Raw genomic sequence first — 17,038 nt, forward strand, 5'->3', positions numbered from 1 at the left:
ACAATGTCTCTGAAGGCCTTCTGTTCCGGCAGGTCCTCATTATTGGCGCGCGCCCGAGCTACGCCAATGTACCGAAAAGGCTGGGCGAAACCTCAAATATCCAGATTTGCAACCGACAGTGCGTTGTCCTGGATGAATTCGCGTCGTGGCTCCACCTCGTCACCCATCAGCCGCGAGAACAGGCTGTCGGCATCGGTCGCATCGTTGACCTTGACCTGCAGCAGCGAACGCACATTCGGGTCGAGCGTGGTCTCCCAGAGCTGCTCGGCATTCATCTCGCCGAGACCCTTGTAGCGCTGCATGGTCAGCCCCTTGCGGCCGGTGGCAAAGACCGCGTTGAGCAGCGCCAGCGGTCCCGAGACTGTCTCGGACACCTCCTTGCGGCGCAGCACCGGCGGCGCCCCGTAGACTTCGCTGAGGCGCTGCGCGTAGCGGTCGAGCTGGCGTGCGTCGGCGGAATTGATTAGTGCCATGTCGAGATGGGCGTATTCCTTGACGCTGCGCACGGTGCGTTCGAAGACATAGCCGCCGATGCCCTCATTCGAGGTCGACATGCGGCCGGTCCAGCCGCGCTCGGTGTCCTCGGCAATGATGTCGAGGCGTTGCGCGATCCGCTCGGCCATCGCGTTGGCGCGACCGAGATCGGCGAAGACATCGGGATTGAGCCCGCCGGCGATCGCCGCCTGCTCGACGACGTCGCGGTTATAGCGCGTGTGCAAGCCGTTGATGAGCTGGCGCACGGCAAGCGCATCGGCGACGGCGCCGTGCAGATCCTGTCCGGTCCGCACTTCCCCTGAGCCGAGCGTAAGGGACGCTTCCTCCAACCCCGAATCGATAAGGAATTCTTCGAAGGCGCTTTCATTCTTGATGTATTGCGAGCTCTTGCCGCGCGTCACCTTGTAGAGCGGCGGTTGGGCGATGTAGAGATGGCCGCGCTCGATCAGCTCCGGCATCTGCCGGAAGAAGAAGGTGAGCAGCAGGGTCCTGATATGGGCGCCGTCGACGTCGGCGTCGGTCATCAGGATGATCTTGTGATAACGCAGCTTGTCGGCGTTGAATTCGTCCTTGCCGATCGAGGTGCCGAGCGCGGTGATCAGTGTGCCGATCATGTCGGACGAGAGCATGCGGTCGAAGCGGGCCCGCTCGACATTGAGGATCTTGCCGCGTAGGGGAAGGATCGCCTGGTTCTGGCGCGAGCGGCCGCCCTTGGCGGAGCCGCCGGCCGAGTCGCCCTCGACGATGAAGATTTCGGACTTCGCCGGGTCGCGTTCCTGGCAGTCGGCCAGCTTGCCCGGCAGCGAGGTGACGCCGAGCGAGGTCTTGCGGGTGATGTCGCGCGCCTTGCGCGCGGCTTCGCGCGCCGCCGCGGCTTGGATCACCTTGTCGACGACAACCTTGCCCTCGGCCGGATGCTCCTCGAGCCACGTGCCGAGCGCTTCGTTGACCAGCCCCTCGACCACGGGACGGACTTCCGACGAGACCAGCTTGTCCTTGGTCTGCGACGAGAATTTCGGATCGGGAACCTTGACCGACAGCACCGCCGTCAGGCCTTCGCGGCAATCGTCGCCGATCAGCGAGACCTTTTCCTTCTTGGTGAGGCCCGAGGATTCGCCATAACCGGTGATCTGACGGGTCAGCGCGCCGCGAAAACCGGCCAGATGTGTGCCGCCATCGCGCTGCGGAATGTTGTTGGTGAAGGCCAGCACATTCTCGTGGTAGCTGTCGTTCCACCACATCGCCACTTCGACGGTGATGCCGTCACGCTCGGCCCTGATGGAAATCGGCTTCTCGATCAGCGGTTTCTTGACCCGGTCGAGATATTTGACGAACTCTTCGAGGCCCCCGTCATAGTGCAGTTCATGCCTCACGACGTCGGCATGACGGGCGTCTGTCAGCACGATGCGCACGCCGGAGTTCAGGAAGGCGAGCTCGCGCAGCCGGTGCTCCAGCGTGCCGAAATCGAACTCGACCATGGTGAAGGTCTCGGCGGACGGAAAGAAGGTGATCTCACTACCGCTGCGGCCCTCATTGGTGCCCGGGCGCTTGTTCTGTTCGTAGCTGCCGGTCGCCTTCAGCGGCGCGTCGGCATCGCCATGGGTAAAGCTCATTTCGAAGATCTGGCCGTTGCGGCGGATCTTGAGCTTCAGCCAGGCCGATAGCGCGTTGACCACCGAGACGCCGACGCCATGCAGGCCGCCAGACACCTTATAGGAGTTCTGGTCGAATTTTCCGCCGGCATGCAGCTGCGTCATGATCACTTCGGCCGCCGAAATGCCCTCGCTGGGGTGAATGTCGGTCGGAATGCCACGGCCATTGTCGATAACCGTCACCGAGCCATCGGGGTTGAGCGTCACCGAAACCAGGTCGGCATGGCCCGCCAGCGCCTCGTCGATGGCGTTGTCGACCACCTCGTAGACCATGTGATGCAGGCCCGAGCCGTCATCGGTGTCGCCGATATACATGCCCGGCCGCTTGCGGACAGCATCCAACCCCTTCAAAACCTTGATGGAATCGGCGCCGTATTCGGCTTCAGCGCCGTTGGTGTTCTCGGTCTGGTCGCTCATGAAAACCTATTGTCTAGATGCCGTTTTTGCAGCGCGAAAAATTGGCCCCGAATCGCGCTTCTGAGATCGATAGATATAGGCGCTAAAGGCGGTTTTTCCAAGGTTTGCAGGCATTTCCGGCGCAAATCCCAAGCCGGCGGCCGGCTATTTTTTTCGGGCGTTGATTTTGGCGAGAAGGCCGCGCAAATATTTGATCGTGGATTTGTCCCTGGGCGCCAGCCGGCCCGTGCGGTCGAGCTCCAGCGTCAGGTTCAGCGCCTTGGTCAGCACCGCCTTCGGATCCTTGGCCACATACGCATAGTTGATGTAAGCCTGCACCAGATCAAATTGCCAAACCGCATTGTTCGGATCGGACTGAGCCAGTTGCTGGCGGATGCCGAGGCTGGCTTCGAAGGCCCTCTTGGAGCCCTCGAAGTGGCGCTGCTTGGTCTCCAGCATGCCGATTTCCGACAGAGTGATCGACAGGTCGCGTTGCCAGTCGGAATTGCCTGGGTCGAGCTGGGCCAGCCGGTCGGCAATGGCAAGACTGTCCTGGTAATTTTGCAGCGCCTCGCTGACATTGCCCTGCGCATCAAGCACACCGGCAACCTTTTCCAGACAGACCGACAGGTCGCGCTGCCAGCCGGTGTTGCCGGGGTCACTCCGTGCAAGGTCACGCGCTACGGCCAGCGCTTTCTGATAGGAGACCAGTGCTGCCGGCCAGTTCTCCTGGTCGTTGAGCGCGTTGCCGATCTTGGCGTAACTGATCGACAGGTCGCGCTTCAAGTCGGTATCGTTAGGGTCGCGGCGCACCAGGCTCCCGGAGATCGTCTGGCTCTTGTTGTAGGCCACAAGCGCGCCGGCGGCGTCGCCTCGCTCGCGCAGAACGTCGCCGATCCTCTCGTGGCTGACAGAGACAGCCCGCTGGCGCTCAAGATCGTCGGGTTTGTTCTCGGCCAGCGCCAGCCGGAGTCTCAGGCTCTCTTCAAAGGCGGTCTGGGCGCTGTTCAACTGGCCGGCGGTACGGGCAAGGTCGCCGATGTCGTCATAGGTTATGGTCAGGTCGCGCAGCAGATAAGCGCTGTTCGGCTCGGCGTCGGCCAATTTCTGCTTGATCGACAGGCTTTGTTGATAGGCCTGGGCCGCCGCACCCACATCGCCTTGCGTCGCCAGCACGTTGCCGATCTTGTCATTGGCCATGGCAAGATCACCGAGCCAGTCCTTCTTGTCCGGCACGCTTGCGGTCAGCTCCTGCAGCATGCCCCTGGCCGCCTCATAGTTTTCGAGCGAGTTTGGCAGATCGCCTTGCGCCATCTCTATGTTGGCGAGCTTGATGTGGCTGATGGCGAGATCGCGTTTGACGCTGGGATCGGTTTCCAGAAGCGACCGCTGCTCGAGGTTGGCCAACAGGGCGGTGAAGGCCCGGCCGGCCGCCTCGACATTGCCGACCGTCGTATAGAGCAGACCGAACTCGTCCAGCGTGCTGCTCCGGCGGTCGGCTTGTTCCAGGCTGAGCGAGGTCTGCCCGGCCTCGCCATACAGCGACAGCACCGTTTCATAGCCCTCGATGGGCCGCCGCATAATCGAGGTCGGCGCGCGCCGTGCCCGCCGACAGGAACAGCGTCGTGGCCTGAGACAGCGTTCGATCGACGAAATTCACCTTCAGCGCCTTGCGCGACACTTCGTCGATGCCAACCGCCTCGGCCAACTTCGCCCGTGCGGTGCCGAAGGCGCCCAGGGCCAGCTGCTCCTCGGCCTGACGGCGCAGATCCGTCACACGCGGATCGTCGGCAGCCAGCGTCTTCATCTCGGCACGCACCTTGACGAAGGCGTCCGCCGCCTCGCGCAGCCGGGCATTCAGGCTCTCCGCCGACAGATGGCTGGTGTCGGCGCTGATCAACGCCCCATAGAGCGGCGCCAGCGGCATGTCGGCGTCGCTGGCGATCCGCTCGACCTCGCCCCGCATCTCCGGCGTCACGTCGGCCATGGCCAGCAGCAGCCTTTCGCGCTCCGGCAATTGCTCCTTGGCGGCAGCGGCGAAAAACAGCTTCGGCAGGCCGCTCTCGACATAGGGTAGTTGCTTGCCGCGCGACACGTCGTAGACCTCCTGCTGCACCAGCGTCAGCACCGAGCGAATCTCAAGCCCGTCGGTGCCGAGATATTTGGTCAACGCCGTGGTGAAGGGTGAGTTCTGGCCGGTGCCATCGGCGGCCGTCTCGCCGGGTGCGGCCGAGAACGCGAACAGGATGTTTTCCGCCCGCCCGATGCGGCCAAGACCCGGTTTTACGCTGTCGGCGACATCCTTGGCCAGCGAGGTCGCGCCACGACCGGTGCCGCCATTCCCCGAGAACGGATCGCTGCGGCAGGCATCGAGCACGATCAGCCCGACTTTCGCGGTGGCGGCGACCGCGTCGCGCACCTCTTCCAGCGGCAGGCTGGTCTTGTCCAGCGCATCGAGCGAAGACGCGTCGGCATCGACCGGCAGCAGCCGGTTGTCGCCCGATATTTCGACGCCATGGCCTGAGAAATACACCAGCGCCACGTCGGCGCCCTTGGCGTCTTCGCGGAAATCGTCGAGCGCGCGGCGCATGCGCCTGAGGTCACGATTGGTTTCGAGCACCACCTCGAAACCAAGCTTCTTCAGCGCCGCCTCCATCGCCTCGCCGTCATGGATGGGGTTGGCAAGCGGCCGGACCAGCCGGTAGTCGTCATCGGCCATGACCAATGCCACGCGCCGCTCCGCCACCGCCGCGGCGGTGGTCGCAAGCATCAGCAGCAAGGCAAACAGCAAACGCAAGTCGAACCGCCCCGGCTCGGTCATTTGCCGACCATTCCACCTCTTTATGGCGCGAGCAAGCCGCGCTGAGAGCGGCTCTCTCAGGCAGCGCGCATTGGTTTCAACGCCTCGCTCCAGCGCAACAGTTCGTCCAGCATGGTCTTGGTTCCGCCCCGCACCTGCTCGCTGGCATCGAAGGCGCCATTCTCGTCGAGCAGTTTCTGGTACAGCGGCAGCGCGACACCTTCCGGGATCGGCATGATCCCGACCGCGGTCAGCAGCGGTTTCAGCGCCTGCGCCGCGCGCAGGCCGCCGGAAACACCGCCATAGCTGAAGATGGCGGCTGGCTTGTATCTCCATTCGCGGGCGAGATAGTCGACCGCGTTGACGATCGCGGGCGCCACGAAATAATTGTATTCCGGCGCCACGAAGACTAAGGCGTCTGCAGCGTCGATCGCCTTCGACCAGACCTTGGTGTGGTCGTTTTGATAATTGCCGAGCCTTGGATGATAGGGTTCGTCCAGCACCGGCAGACCGAACGCGGCGATGTCGGTCAGCACCGGCTCGAATTTTCCGTGCTCGCGCGCGAACGTCTCCAGCCACTCGGCGAAAACCGAGCCGGCGCGGCCGGGCCGCGTGCTGCCGATGATGATGTTCAACTGGTGCTTCAAGGCAGGCTCCTTTGTCAGGCGGTATCCGTTGGTGACCGTCACTACGGCAGAGCGTTCCAGCGGACAAGGTCGGAGCCCTGACGGAACGGTCACGATCGGATGAACAGACCGTCTGCCCTGCGTTCCTGAAGTCATGGTCCGCTCTGCCGTTTGGCCACATGGACGCCCGGTGTGCCAGCCACTACATTGATGGGAACAGCGGAGCACTCCATGGATACTCAGCCCGCCCCCTTCGTTCCTCCCGCCCCGAAGCCGCGCACGTCGCCGCCTTCGACGCTGGAGATGATCCGCATCGTCTATCGCAACCCGCTCGAACTCTGGGGCGAGCCGACCTACAACGAACCCTGGATTTCGGCCAAGGGCGCCGGCGGGCCGCTGGTCATCGCTAATGATCCCGCCCTGATCCGCCATGTGCTGGTCGACAACGCCAAAAACTACAAGATGGCGACGGTGCGCCAGAAGATCCTGAGGCCGATCCTGCGCGATGGCCTGCTGACCGCCGAGGGCGAGGTGTGGAAGCGGTCGCGCAAGGCGATGGCGCCGGTGTTCACACCGCGCCACATTTTCGGCTTTGCCCAGCCGATGCTGAAACGCACGCTGGAGTTCGTCACCCGTTACGAGGCGGGCGGCACGTCCGATATCGACCATGACATGACGCTGCTCACCTACGACATCCTGGCCGAGACGCTGTTTTCCGGCGAGATCGCAGGCGAGCCGGGCAGTTTCGAAAACGAGATCGACCGCCTGTTCGAGACGATGGGCCGCGTCGACCCGCTCGACCTGTTGCGTGCGCCCGACTGGCTGCCACGGCTGACCCGCATCCGCGGCCGCAAGACGATGGCCTATTTCCGCAAGATCGTGACCGACACGGTCAAGATGCGCGAAGAGAAGTTCAGGCGCGACCCCGATGCCGTGCCCCAGGATTTCCTGACGCTGCTGCTCAAGGCCGAAGGCCCCGACGGACTGACACGCCCGGAAGTCGAGGACAACATCATCACCTTCATCGGTGCCGGCCACGAGACCACGGCGCGCGCGCTCGGATGGACGCTTTATTGCCTGGCCGAATCGCCCTGGGAGCGCGACCGCGTCGAACAGGAGATCGACCAGGTGCTGGCGCGCGAGCCCGATCCGACGAAGTGGCTCGACGCCATGCCGCTGACACGCGCCGCCTTCGACGAGGCGCTTCGGCTCTACCCGCCGGCGCCATCGATCAACCGCGAGCCGATCGTGCCGGAAATGTGGAGGGACCTTTATATTCCCAAGCACGCCGCCGTGCTGGTGATGCCGTGGGTCGTCCACCGCCACAGGAAGTTGTGGGACCGGCCCGACGCTTTCCTGCCCGAACGCTTCCACCCGGGAAACCGTGAAAAGATCGACCGCTTCCAGTATCTGCCCTTCGGCGCGGGACCGCGCGTCTGCATAGGCGCCAGTTTCGCCATGCAGGAGGCGATCATCGCGCTCGCCATCCTTTTGTCACGCTTCCGCTTCGACGCGACCGCTGAAACAAAACCTTGGCCGGTGCAGAAATTAACCACGCAGCCGCAAGGCGGGCTGCCGATGCGGATCACGCCTCGTCATCGTTGAGGGCTGACGCTTCTGGAGACTATACCGCGGGCTTGCGCTGCTGGAACTGGCCGGCGGCGCGGAAGCGCCAGAGATAGCTGGGCAGGATCGTCGCGATCGATTGCGGCTGGATGCCGAGCCCCGCCAGTGTCCGGTTGGCCTTGGCGGCTTCGTCCGAAACGATGTTGTGCTCGCGCAGCTGCATCACCTGGTCCTTGGTCAGCATCGGGTTGGGCAGCAGGCCGAGGATCGAGGCCTGGATGTTGGCCACCCACCACGGCACCGGCACCAGCAGGCGCTTGCGCTCGATCACGGTGAGCATTTCCTGCATGCACTCCTTGAAAGTGAGCACGTTGGGGCCGCCAAGCTCATAGACCCGGCCGCCATCGATCTTGCCGTCGACCGAGCGCCCAACAGCTTCAGCAACATCGCCGACATAGACCGGCTGGAATTTGGTCTGGCCGCCGCCGATCAGCGGCAGCACCGGCGAATAACGCGCCATGTTGGCGAAGCGGTTGAAGAAGCTGTCTTCGGGCCCGAAATTGATCGACGGCCGGAGGATCACGGCATCGGCGATCGTCTCCAGCACGGCCTTCTCGCCCAACGCCTTGGTGCGCGCATAATCCGATTTGGAGTCCAGATCGGCGCCGAGCGCCGAAATATGGGTGAGGCCGGCGCCGACGGCGCGCGCGGCCTCGGCGATAGCGCGAGCACCGAATTCGTGCACGGCGGAGAATTTCTGACGGCCGCTCTCATGCAGGACGGCGACGAGATTGACGACGTGGTCGGCGCCTTGCACGGCGCGGTCGACAGACCAGCGTACGCGCACATTGGCCTGCACCGGCTGGATCTGACCGACATTGCCGAGTGGCTGCAAATGGCCGGCAAGATCGGGCCGCCGGCAGGCGACCCGGATGCGATAGCCGCGCTTGGCCAGCGCCCGCACGACATGACGGCCGACAAAGCCTGACCCGCCAAAGACGACGACGAGCTTTGGGGTCTGCAGGATTTCGGTCATGGCGGGCTCCGGCGCGCGTTCCAGATGGCTTGGCTGAGCCGTTTCATAGTCCGTTTTGCGCTAAAGGCAAAGGGTGACGCGTCGTCGCGTCACCCTTGTCTCTTGGGCAATTCCAGAAAAAGTGTGAAGCGGTTTTCCGCGAAAGCGCATGGCACTTTCATCATGTTTTGGCGCCGCGAACGACAGACGCAGAAAACCCCGCCGAAGCGGGGTTTTCCGGGTGACGTTCGCGCCGAAAGCAGGGTCCAACGAGGCGGCCTGACCTGAGACGGTATCAGCGTGGCGTGAAGCAAGTACGCCCGCCCCAGCCCTGAACGCATCCGACAGAAGACACCGACCGGGCAAACCCGACCCGGACAGCCATTGGTCGTCGGGACGCGCGGGAAGGTTCACCGACGCGCGGGAAATTTCGTCAGTTTCTTCAGACCGAATAGCGCTCGGCGAATTCGGAGATGCGCTGGATCACCGCCTTGGGCGCGGTGATGCCGCGCGCCTGCGCCTTCTCGACCGCTTCGGCCCGGGCGCGGCCGGGCACATGCACGCCATAGCGTCGGCGCAGCCGGTCGAGCTGGTCTTTCATGCGCTGCTCGAAATCCGGATCGAGCAGCTTCGGCTCGACCGCGAGCACGAACAGGCCGGTTCCCGGACTGTCGGGACCGCCGCTGAACCACGGTGCGTCGAGCGACCAGTTGGCGCCCGACAGGCCCGCCGCCAGCACTTCGACCATCAGCGCGATGTTGGCGCCACGCTGGCCGCCAAAGGCAAGCATGGCGCCCTTCATGGCGGCGGCCGGGTCGGTCGTCGAATTGCCGCTTGCGTCAAGCGCCCAGCCTTCGGGAATCTTCTTGCCGTCTTCCGCCGCCTTGCGGATGTTGACGAAGGCGGTGGCGCTCGACGACTGGTCGATGACCAGCGGCGCGCCGTCGGCGGCGGGCGCGGCGAACGACATCGGATTGGTGCAATAGACCGGCTTGACCGACCCCGAGCCGGCCAGGACGGCCGGGCCGTTGGTGGCGGCGAACGACACCAGCCCCTGCGCCGCCAGCCGGCCGGTGAAGTAGCCGAGCGCCCCGCACGTATAGGCGTTTTTCTGCGAGAAGATGGCGACGCCGAACAGTCTTGCCGCCTTGGCGAGGTCGTCGATGGTGCGGTCGAATCCGGTATGCGCCAGCCCGCGGCGTGCGTCCGAGAGATAGATGGCCAGCGCCGGCCGCGTGATCACCGGATCGGCATTGCCGTCGATGCGCCCGGCCTCGAACGCCTCGAGGTAATCGATGAAATGCGACAGCCCGACGGTGGCAAGTCCTTCCGCCTCGGCCGCGATGATCGAGGCGGTGAGCGATTGCGCCGCTTCCTCATTGGCGCCGGCGCCAAGTGCCGCCATCCGGCACAGTCCTTTTGCCTGGTCGAGACTGAGTTGCATCAGGGCTGCTCCTGAGTGAGTAGGAAATAGGGAGTAGTCAGTAGAATAAAACCGGCAAGCAGCCCACTATTTCCTATTCACTACTCGCTTACCCGATCTTGACCGGAATTCGCGCCTCGATCCGGCTGAACGCGAAGACCAGAATGCCGGTGATCGCCATATAGATCAACGCCAGGAGCAGCAAGGGCTCGTAGGTGAGATAGGTGTCCTGCCGCACCTTGGACGAGACGGCGAAGATGTCGATCACGCTGATGGTCGCCACCAGCGGCGTCGATTTCAGCTGCAGCACGGTCTCGCCGGTCAGCGTCGGCAGCGCCCGATAGAAGGCTTGAGGCAGCCAGATGCGGCGGAAGATCTTCCAGCGGCTCATGCCGAAGGCGCGCGCGGCTTCCAGCTGCCCCTTGGGCACGCCGGCAAAGGCGCCGCGCATCACTTCGCCTTCATAGCCGGCAAAGGACAAGGTCAGCGCCAGCACGCCGTACGGCCAGGCCTGCCTGAGATAAGGCCACATCCAGGATTCGCGGATCCATGGATATTGCGGAAACAGCGAGCCCAGCCCGTAATAGAGCAGCCATAGCTGCAGAAGCAGCGGCGTGCCGCGAATGATGGTGCAGAACACTTTCGCCGGTGCCGCGACCCAGATCGAACCGGCCGCCTGCGCCAGCCCGATGGGCAAGGCGATCATGAAGCCGAGCGTGCAGGTGACGGCCAGGATCCACAGGGCACGCCAGATGCCCATCAGGCCCATTTCCCAATATTGCGGCAGCCAGTCCCAACGCATGAAATAGGCGGCCGAGGCCACGAGCCCCAACGCGATGAGGATCAGCACGATGCGATGTGGCTGCAGCCAGAGCGAAGCGCGCGCCGCCGTGTCGATGACGGCTGTTTCGCTGGTCATCAGCGTGCCTCCTTGATGGAAGGCATGCCGCGCCGCGCCCATTTCTCGGCGCGGCCAAGCAGGAAGTTCGAAACCAGCGTCACGCAGAGATAGAGCACGCCGGCGGCGAGGAAGAAAACCAGATAGGCCTTGGTGACGCCCGCCGCCTGTCGTGTCGCCAGCGTCAGTTCGAAGAAGCCGACGACGGCCAGCAGCGCGGTGTCCTTTGTGGCGATCAGCCACAGATTTGCGAGGCCCGGAATGGCGAAAGGCAGCATCGCCGGCAGTGTGATGCGCCGCAACAGAAGGCCGGGAGACATGCCGAAGGCGCGAGCGGCTTCGATCTGGCCCTGCGGAATGGCGAGGATCGCGCCGCGGATGACTTCCGTCGAATAGGCGCCCTGGACGAAGCCGAGCACGGCAATGCCGGCCACCAGCCCGCTTATATCGACACGCTGGTAACCCATCGCGGCCAGCACCTGGTTTATCAGGTCGGTACCGGCATAATAGAGCAGCAGTATCAGCACCAGTTCCGGCACGGCGCGCACCACCGTGGTGTAGACCGCGAACAGGTCGCGCACCACGGGCCCGCCGTAGAGCTTGCCATAGGCACCCCAGGTTCCAATCAGCAGGCCGACGATCGTGGCGCCGACTGCGATCTCGAGCGAATGCAAGAGCCCGAGCAAAAGGGTCCCACCCCAGCCGACGGGCGCCGGCGAGAGGAGTTCGACGATGCCGGCCGCGGAGGCCGGAAGAAAGGATTCGATCAGCGTCGCCCCCGGATTGCTGGCTCGATCCGCCGGCACCAGCGGCCGGCGGCAAGCATGCGTGGACTGGCAAGCTGGAGGATGGGGACGTCAGCGCCCTGTCCTCCAGCCCATTCGAGGGTCGTCAGTTCGACTGCGTGGCGCCGCCGTAAATGTCGAAATCGAAGTATTTCTTCGAGATCTCGTCATATTTGCCGTTGGCGCGGATCGCCTTGATGCCGGCGTTGATCTTCTCTTTCAGATCGGTGTCTTCCTTGCGCACGCCGGCGCCGACGCCAGGTCCGAGCACTTCGTCGTCAGGGGCCACCATGCCCTTGAGATCGCAGCAGGCCTTGCCCTGGTCTGTCTTGAGGAACTCCTTGAGCGCGATGGAATCGGCCTGCACCGCGTCGAGGCGGCCGGCGGCAAGGTCGTTGTTGGCTTCGTCCTGCGTCTGGTATTCCTTGATCTCGGATGCCGTGGGGCCGAAATGCTTCTTGGCGTAGACGGCATGCACCGTCGACACCTGGACGCCGAGGACCTTGCCCTTGAGGTCGTCAGGCGTGGCGCCGAACTTCTGGTCCTTCGGGCCAATGATCGCGGTCGGCGTATTGTAGTACTTGTCCGAGAAGTCGATGGTCTTCTTGCGTTCGTCGGTGATCGACATCGACGAGACGATGAGGTCGATCTTCTTGGTGGTCAGCGCCGGGATGATGCCGTCCCAGGCGACAGGGGTGATGACGCAATCGAGCTTTTCCTCGGCGCAAACGGCGTCGATGAAGTCGATCTCCCAGCCGACCCATTTGCCCGAAGCGTCGGGCGAGGTGAAGGGCGCGTAGGGTTCGGCGGCGACGCCGATCTTGACCGGATCGGCTTTGGCCACGCCCATGGCGGCGACGCCGAGCAGCAGCGCCGTGGCGAATGTCTTCAGAACAGTCTTCATTTTCAGAACTCCCAGTTTGTTGTTGGTTCCCGGTTTTCTTCCGTCCCGGCCGTTCCCTAGCCGATGTTGCGGATGAACTGCTTGAGCCTTTCGGATTTGGGCGCGCCGAAGATCTGCTCCGGTGGTCCCTCCTCCTCGACCAGCCCGTTGTAGAGGTAGACGACGTGGGTCGCGACCTCGCGGGCGAATTTCATTTCGTGGGTGACCAGCACCATGGTGCGGCCTTCGCGCGCCAGATCGCCGATCACCTTCAACACTTCGCCGACCAGTTCAGGATCGAGGGCCGAGGTCGGTTCGTCGAACAGCATGACACGCGGATTGATGGCCAAGGCGCGAGCGATCGCGGCGCGCTGCTGCTGGCCGCCGGAGAGATAGGCCGGGTAGACATCGCGCTTCTCGGCGAGCCCGACACGCGCCAGCAGCTTTTCGGCCTGGGCGACAGCCTCGTCGCGCTTGACGCCCAGTACATGCACGGGCACCTCTATGACGTTTTCGATCAGCGTCATGTGGCTCCACAGGTTGAAATTCTGGAACACCATGCCGAGCTTGGAGCGGATGCGTTCGATCTGCCTGCGGTCGGCCGGAATGGTGTGGCCATGGCTGTCCGCCTTGAGCTTGATCTCCTCGCCATTGACACGGATGATGCCGCTGGTCGGATTTTCCAGGCAGTTGATGCAGCGCAGCAGCGTCGATTTACCCGAGCCCGAGCCGCCGATGATGGCGATGACCTCGCCGTCGCGCGCCGACAGCGATACGCCCTTCAGCACATGCAGTTGACCGAATTTCTTGTGCAGGTTCTCGACATGGATGGCTTCTGCGGCGCAGTCCTGCGCCTCGCCGGATGAGATCTTGGCAGCTGCCAGAGCGCTCACCAAATGACCTCCATATGGCCGCCGGCGGTTCGTCGAACGTCTACCCGGCTAATCAACATACGCTGTACTGCCCTGCTCCAGATTTCAAGCATGGACTCAACAGAGCGAGCCCGTCAATCCCGCTCATTACGGCACTTGCGGCCTTGTTGTGCAAGTGTATAAATAACCTCTCATGAAATTTTCTCGATTTTTTTCAGCTTAAAAAGGGCATCGATGAGCGCTTTCGGATCACAGTCCATGGCGGCGCCGCTGCGGCGCGTGCTGATGCGGTCGGCGGCCAACGCCATGCGCGATGCCGACAGGGCCGCCTGGCACTATGGCCCGGGATTCAACCCGGCGAAAGCAGCCTCGCAGCACGCGGTCCTTGCTGAACTGGTGGCCGCTTCAGGCGCCGAGATCGAATGGATCGAGGACAAGGCCGACGGACTTTCGGATTCGGTGTTCACGCACGACCCCTCGCTGATGACCGACCGCGGCGCGCTGATCCTGTCCATGGGTAAGCCGTTGCGGGCCGGCGAGCCTTCGCTGCATGAGGAAACCTACAGAAGACTGGGCATTCCGATCCTCGGCCGCGTCGAGGCTCCTGGCCAGGTCGAAGGTGGTGACTGTGTATGGGTCGATGCCCGCACGCTGGCGATCGGGCGCGGTGTCCGCTCCAACCAGGAAGGCATCCAGCAGGTTTCCAATCTGCTGACGCCGCTGGGCATTTCCGTCTACGGCTTCGATCTGCCGCTGTGGCAGGGCGAAGAGGCGTGCCTGCATCTGATGTCGGTGATCAGCCCGCTGGCCGACGACCTGGCGCTGGTCTATTCGCCGCTTTTACCGGCCCCGTTCTATCAGGCGCTGAAGGCGCGCGGCATCCGGCTGGTCGAAGGCGATGCCGAAGAGTTCGCCGCTTCCAATGGCCTCAGCCTGAACGTACTGCCGACCAGCCCGCTCAACGTCATTGCCGTCGCGGGCTTTCCCAGGACCAAGGCCGCGATGGAAGCCGCCGGCTGCACGGTTGAAATCTTCGAGGCGGATGCGCTCTGCATCGCCTGCGAAGGCGGGCCGACATGCCTGACGCGACCGATCCTGCGCCAATGAATGCGCGCCGTAAGTTCCGTCGCGAGGGCGAGGGGCGGCGGCGGCAGGATCTGATCGAAGCGACTCTGGACAGCGTGGCGGAACATGGCCTGCAAGGCGCCAGCCTGCGCACCATCGCATTGCGTGCCGGCGTCACCGCCGGGCTGATCGGGCACTATTTCCCGGGCAAGGAAGAATTGCTGCAGGAAGCCTATACGGCGCTGGTCAGCCGCATGACCGAGCAGGCGAAGGCGGCGTTGGTCATGGACGGCGCCTCGCCGCGCCAGCGCCTTGCGGCCTTCGTCACCGCCAATCTCAATGCGCCGATCATCGACGCGCGGGTGTTTTCGCTCTGGGCAACCTTCATCGGCCGCGCCAGTGCGGATCCTGCCCTGGCCCGTGCCCACCGCGAAGGCTACCTTGGCTTTCGCAACGAGGTGGAAGCGGTTGTGGCTGAAGTGCTCGCCGCCGAACAGCACAAGCCGGACGCAAGCGAGTTGCGCCACCATGCCATCGCGATCAATGCGATAATCGACGGGCTCTGGATAGAAGGCTGCCTGGCCGGCGAGATGTTCTCGCCCGGCGAATTGGCGGCGATTGGCGTCAAGGCTGTCGAGGCCGAGCTCGGCCTCGCGCCGCTAGAGCAATTCCAGGAAAAGTGAGAAGCGGTTTTCCCGGGAAAACCGCGTACGCTTTCCCTTCGCAATTGCGTAAGAAACAAAGAGACAGAGCGGAACCAATAATCCGCTCTAACCGGGAGAAAACCAATGACCACCATCGGCGAAGCATTGATTTCGCTACTCGAGGCCCATGGCGTCGACACCGTCTTCGGCATCCCCGGCGTCCACACGGTCGAGCTCTATCGGGGCCTGGCGAGGTCGAAGATCCGCCATGTCACGCCGCGCCACGAACAGGGCGCCGGCTTCATGGCCGACGGCTATGCCCGCGCCAGCGGCAGGCCGGGCGTCGCCTTCGTCATCACCGGGCCGGGTCTGACCAACACCATCACCGCCATGGGCCAGGCGCGCGCCGATTCGGTGCCGATGCTGGTGATTTCTGGCGTCAACGCCACCGATACGCTCGGCAAGGGGCTCGGCTTTCTGCATGAATTGCCTGACCAGCGCGGCATGATGGAGAAGGTGGCGCTGATGTCGGTACGCGTCACCGGGGCCAGCGAGTTGCCCGGTGCGCTGGCGCGGGCCTTCGCCCTGTTTTCCTCCTCGCGGCCCGGTCCTGTGCATATCGAGATCCCGACCGACGTCATGGTCAAGGCGGCGGACGGCATCGCCGCCCTGCTCAGCAATGCGGCGCCTCCGGCACCCAATGGTGCGGCAATTGTGAACGCGGCCAAGCTCATCGCCGCCGCGCGCCGTCCGCTGATCCTTGCCGGCGGCGGTGCCAAGAAGGCGGAAGCCCCGCTGCGGCGCCTCGCCGAAAGGCTGGGCGCTCCCGTCGTCGAGACGACCAATGCGCGCGGGTTGCTGCACCGCCATCCGCTCTGCGTACCGGCAAGTCCGAGCCTGAAGGCGGTTCGCGCGCTGATGGCCGATGCCGATCTGGTGATCGCCGCCGGCACCGAATTCGGCGCGACCGACTATGACGGCTATGGCGACGGCGGCTTTGTGCTGCCTTCAAACCTGATCCGTATCGACATCGGTGCCGACCAGCTTGCGCGGCGCCCGGTGACGGTCGCCATCCAGGCTGACTGCGCCGAGGCGATCGAGGCACTGCTTGCGGCGATCGATCCGGCCCACAGAGCCGGTGAAGATGGTCATGGCCGCGCCGCGACGGGGCGAAAGGCCGCCTTTGCCGAGTTGAGCCCGGCCTATGCGGCGCAGGTGCACGCCGTGGAAATGATCCGCGATGCCTTGCCCGGGGCCATCATCGTCGGCGACTCGACGCAGCCGATTTACGCCGCCAATCTCTACTACGACCACGACCGGCCTGGCGGCTGGTTCAATGCCGCGACCGGCTTCGGCGCGCTGGGCTATGGCCCTCCGGCGGCGATCGGCGCGGCACTCGCCATGCCCGATGCACCGGTGGTCTGCCTGACCGGCGACGGCGGCTTCCAGTTCACCTTGCCGGAGATAGCCGTAGCGCTGGATTCCGAAGCGCCTGTCATCTTCGTCGTCTGGAACAACAGGGGCTATCGCGAGATCGAGACCTCGATGCTCGATGTCGGCGTTGAACCTGTCGGCGTGTCGCCGGCGCCGCCCAATTTCTGCAAGCTGGCCGAAGCCTATGGTATTGGCGCCGAAAGGCTGGCCGACATCGGCGCCTTGCCTCAGGCGCTGAAGCACGCCCGGGCAACGGGACTGCCGCGCGTGATCGAAATCACGGTCGTTTGAACCATCCAGACTGGCCTTGGTCCCCGTCCGGAGGCGGATCATTCGCCGGCTTAGTCCTGAAAGGCGTGGACCGCTTCCGGGTGGCTTCGCTATTCGACGATGTCCTGACGCATGCAAAGACGTGACGGCTGCCATGTCGAGATATCGGTTGAGTGATCGGCTGAAAGGCGCGACGCTTCGCGTCGGCGCGGCA

The 17,038-nt window shown here is 64.0% G+C and carries 14 protein-coding genes; 4 read left to right on the forward strand and 10 right to left on the reverse strand.

Going from position 1 to position 17,038, the window contains the following annotated elements:
• Positions 1–92: 92 nt before the first annotated feature.
• From gyrB to FJ434_RS04525, 4 genes are all read right to left on the reverse strand, one after another.
• The gene (gyrB, locus tag FJ434_RS04515) at positions 93–2,564 is read right to left on the reverse strand and encodes a DNA topoisomerase (ATP-hydrolyzing) subunit B (protein WP_140506704.1); all 2,472 of its coding nucleotides are present in this window, start codon (positions 2,562–2,564) and stop codon (positions 93–95) included.
• Between the two features lie 144 nt (positions 2,565–2,708).
• Complete coding sequence (locus tag FJ434_RS30050) at positions 2,709–4,124, reverse strand: tetratricopeptide repeat protein (protein WP_246678302.1); 1,416 nt, start codon at positions 4,122–4,124, stop codon at positions 2,709–2,711.
• The gene (locus tag FJ434_RS30055; RefSeq protein WP_246678303.1) at positions 4,099–5,364 is read right to left on the reverse strand and encodes a caspase domain-containing protein; all 1,266 of its coding nucleotides are present in this window, start codon (positions 5,362–5,364) and stop codon (positions 4,099–4,101) included. The genes FJ434_RS30050 and FJ434_RS30055 overlap by 26 nt, the downstream gene beginning before the upstream one ends.
• Before the next feature lie 56 nt (positions 5,365–5,420).
• Entirely contained in the window at positions 5,421–5,990 is a 570-nt protein-coding gene (locus FJ434_RS04525) for an NADPH-dependent FMN reductase (protein ID WP_140716399.1), read from the reverse strand.
• 210 nt (positions 5,991–6,200) lie between these two features.
• On the opposite strand from FJ434_RS04525, the gene FJ434_RS04530 reads away from it, so the two are divergent.
• On the forward strand, positions 6,201–7,574 hold the full coding sequence (locus FJ434_RS04530) for a cytochrome P450 (protein WP_140749015.1): 1,374 nt from the start codon (positions 6,201–6,203) through the stop codon (positions 7,572–7,574).
• A 19-nt stretch (positions 7,575–7,593) separates the two neighbouring features.
• Here the strand turns inward: FJ434_RS04530 and FJ434_RS04535 are convergent, their stop codons facing one another.
• From FJ434_RS04535 to FJ434_RS04560, 6 genes are all read right to left on the reverse strand, one after another.
• Complete coding sequence (locus FJ434_RS04535; RefSeq protein ID WP_140749018.1) at positions 7,594–8,571, reverse strand: complex I NDUFA9 subunit family protein; 978 nt, start codon at positions 8,569–8,571, stop codon at positions 7,594–7,596.
• A 421-nt stretch (positions 8,572–8,992) separates the two neighbouring features.
• Positions 8,993–9,994: an Ldh family oxidoreductase gene (locus FJ434_RS04540; protein ID WP_181165952.1), complete on the reverse strand. Its 1,002-nt coding sequence runs from the start codon at positions 9,992–9,994 to the stop codon at positions 8,993–8,995.
• A gap of 88 nt (positions 9,995–10,082) precedes the next feature.
• Positions 10,083–10,892 (reverse strand): ABC transporter permease, encoded by an 810-nt coding sequence (locus FJ434_RS04545; protein ID WP_140749021.1) that lies wholly within the window; start codon positions 10,890–10,892, stop codon positions 10,083–10,085.
• Positions 10,892–11,557, reverse strand: a complete 666-nt coding sequence (locus FJ434_RS04550) for an ABC transporter permease (RefSeq protein WP_140506889.1) — start codon at positions 11,555–11,557, stop codon at positions 10,892–10,894. The genes FJ434_RS04545 and FJ434_RS04550 overlap by 1 nt, the downstream gene beginning before the upstream one ends.
• Before the next feature lie 205 nt (positions 11,558–11,762).
• Positions 11,763–12,560 carry a transporter substrate-binding domain-containing protein gene (locus tag FJ434_RS04555; protein ID WP_140716408.1) on the reverse strand — a complete coding sequence of 266 codons (798 nt, stop codon included), beginning with the start codon at positions 12,558–12,560 and terminating at the stop codon, positions 11,763–11,765.
• 56 nt (positions 12,561–12,616) lie between these two features.
• Positions 12,617–13,432, reverse strand: coding sequence for an ABC transporter ATP-binding protein (locus FJ434_RS04560; RefSeq protein WP_051442619.1), 816 nt, complete (start codon positions 13,430–13,432; stop codon positions 12,617–12,619).
• Positions 13,433–13,645: 213 nt separating this feature from the next.
• On the opposite strand from FJ434_RS04560, the gene FJ434_RS04565 reads away from it, so the two are divergent.
• The 3 genes from FJ434_RS04565 to FJ434_RS04575 all read left to right on the forward strand — a co-directional run bounded on the left by FJ434_RS04565 (position 13,646) and on the right by FJ434_RS04575 (position 16,845).
• Positions 13,646–14,518, forward strand: coding sequence for a dimethylarginine dimethylaminohydrolase family protein (locus FJ434_RS04565; protein WP_140506690.1), 873 nt, complete (start codon positions 13,646–13,648; stop codon positions 14,516–14,518).
• Positions 14,488–15,159 carry a TetR family transcriptional regulator C-terminal domain-containing protein gene (locus tag FJ434_RS04570; RefSeq protein WP_140506688.1) on the forward strand — a complete coding sequence of 224 codons (672 nt, stop codon included), beginning with the start codon at positions 14,488–14,490 and terminating at the stop codon, positions 15,157–15,159. The genes FJ434_RS04565 and FJ434_RS04570 overlap by 31 nt, the downstream gene beginning before the upstream one ends.
• 105 nt (positions 15,160–15,264) lie before the next feature.
• Positions 15,265–16,845, forward strand: coding sequence for a 5-guanidino-2-oxopentanoate decarboxylase (locus FJ434_RS04575; RefSeq protein ID WP_140746099.1), 1,581 nt, complete (start codon positions 15,265–15,267; stop codon positions 16,843–16,845).
• Positions 16,846–17,038 lie beyond the last annotated feature (193 nt).

This window comes from Mesorhizobium sp. B2-5-13 (assembly GCF_006440535.1).
GTDB classification, from domain to species: domain Bacteria; phylum Pseudomonadota; class Alphaproteobacteria; order Rhizobiales; family Rhizobiaceae; genus Mesorhizobium; species Mesorhizobium salmacidum.

Excerpts from the sequence above, each read along its gene's own strand:
- gyrB (WP_140506704.1), bottom strand. The coding sequence starts at position 2,564 with ATGAGCGACCAGACCGAGAACACCAACGGCGCTGAAGCCGAATACGGC.
- FJ434_RS30055 (WP_246678303.1), bottom strand. The coding sequence starts at position 5,364 with ATGACCGAGCCGGGGCGGTTCGACTTGCGTTTGCTGTTTGCCTTGCTG.
- FJ434_RS30050 (WP_246678302.1), bottom strand. The coding sequence starts at position 4,124 with ATGCGGCGGCCCATCGAGGGCTATGAAACGGTGCTGTCGCTGTATGGC.
- FJ434_RS04565 (WP_140506690.1), top strand. The coding sequence starts at position 13,646 with ATGAGCGCTTTCGGATCACAGTCCATGGCGGCGCCGCTGCGGCGCGTG.
- FJ434_RS04530 (WP_140749015.1), top strand. The coding sequence starts at position 6,201 with ATGGATACTCAGCCCGCCCCCTTCGTTCCTCCCGCCCCGAAGCCGCGC.
- FJ434_RS04570 (WP_140506688.1), top strand. The coding sequence starts at position 14,488 with ATGCCTGACGCGACCGATCCTGCGCCAATGAATGCGCGCCGTAAGTTC.
- FJ434_RS04545 (WP_140749021.1), bottom strand. The coding sequence starts at position 10,892 with ATGACCAGCGAAACAGCCGTCATCGACACGGCGGCGCGCGCTTCGCTC.
- FJ434_RS04535 (WP_140749018.1), bottom strand. The coding sequence starts at position 8,571 with ATGACCGAAATCCTGCAGACCCCAAAGCTCGTCGTCGTCTTTGGCGGG.
- FJ434_RS04540 (WP_181165952.1), bottom strand. The coding sequence starts at position 9,994 with ATGCAACTCAGTCTCGACCAGGCAAAAGGACTGTGCCGGATGGCGGCA.
- FJ434_RS04575 (WP_140746099.1), top strand. The coding sequence starts at position 15,265 with ATGACCACCATCGGCGAAGCATTGATTTCGCTACTCGAGGCCCATGGC.
- FJ434_RS04555 (WP_140716408.1), bottom strand. The coding sequence starts at position 12,560 with ATGAAGACTGTTCTGAAGACATTCGCCACGGCGCTGCTGCTCGGCGTC.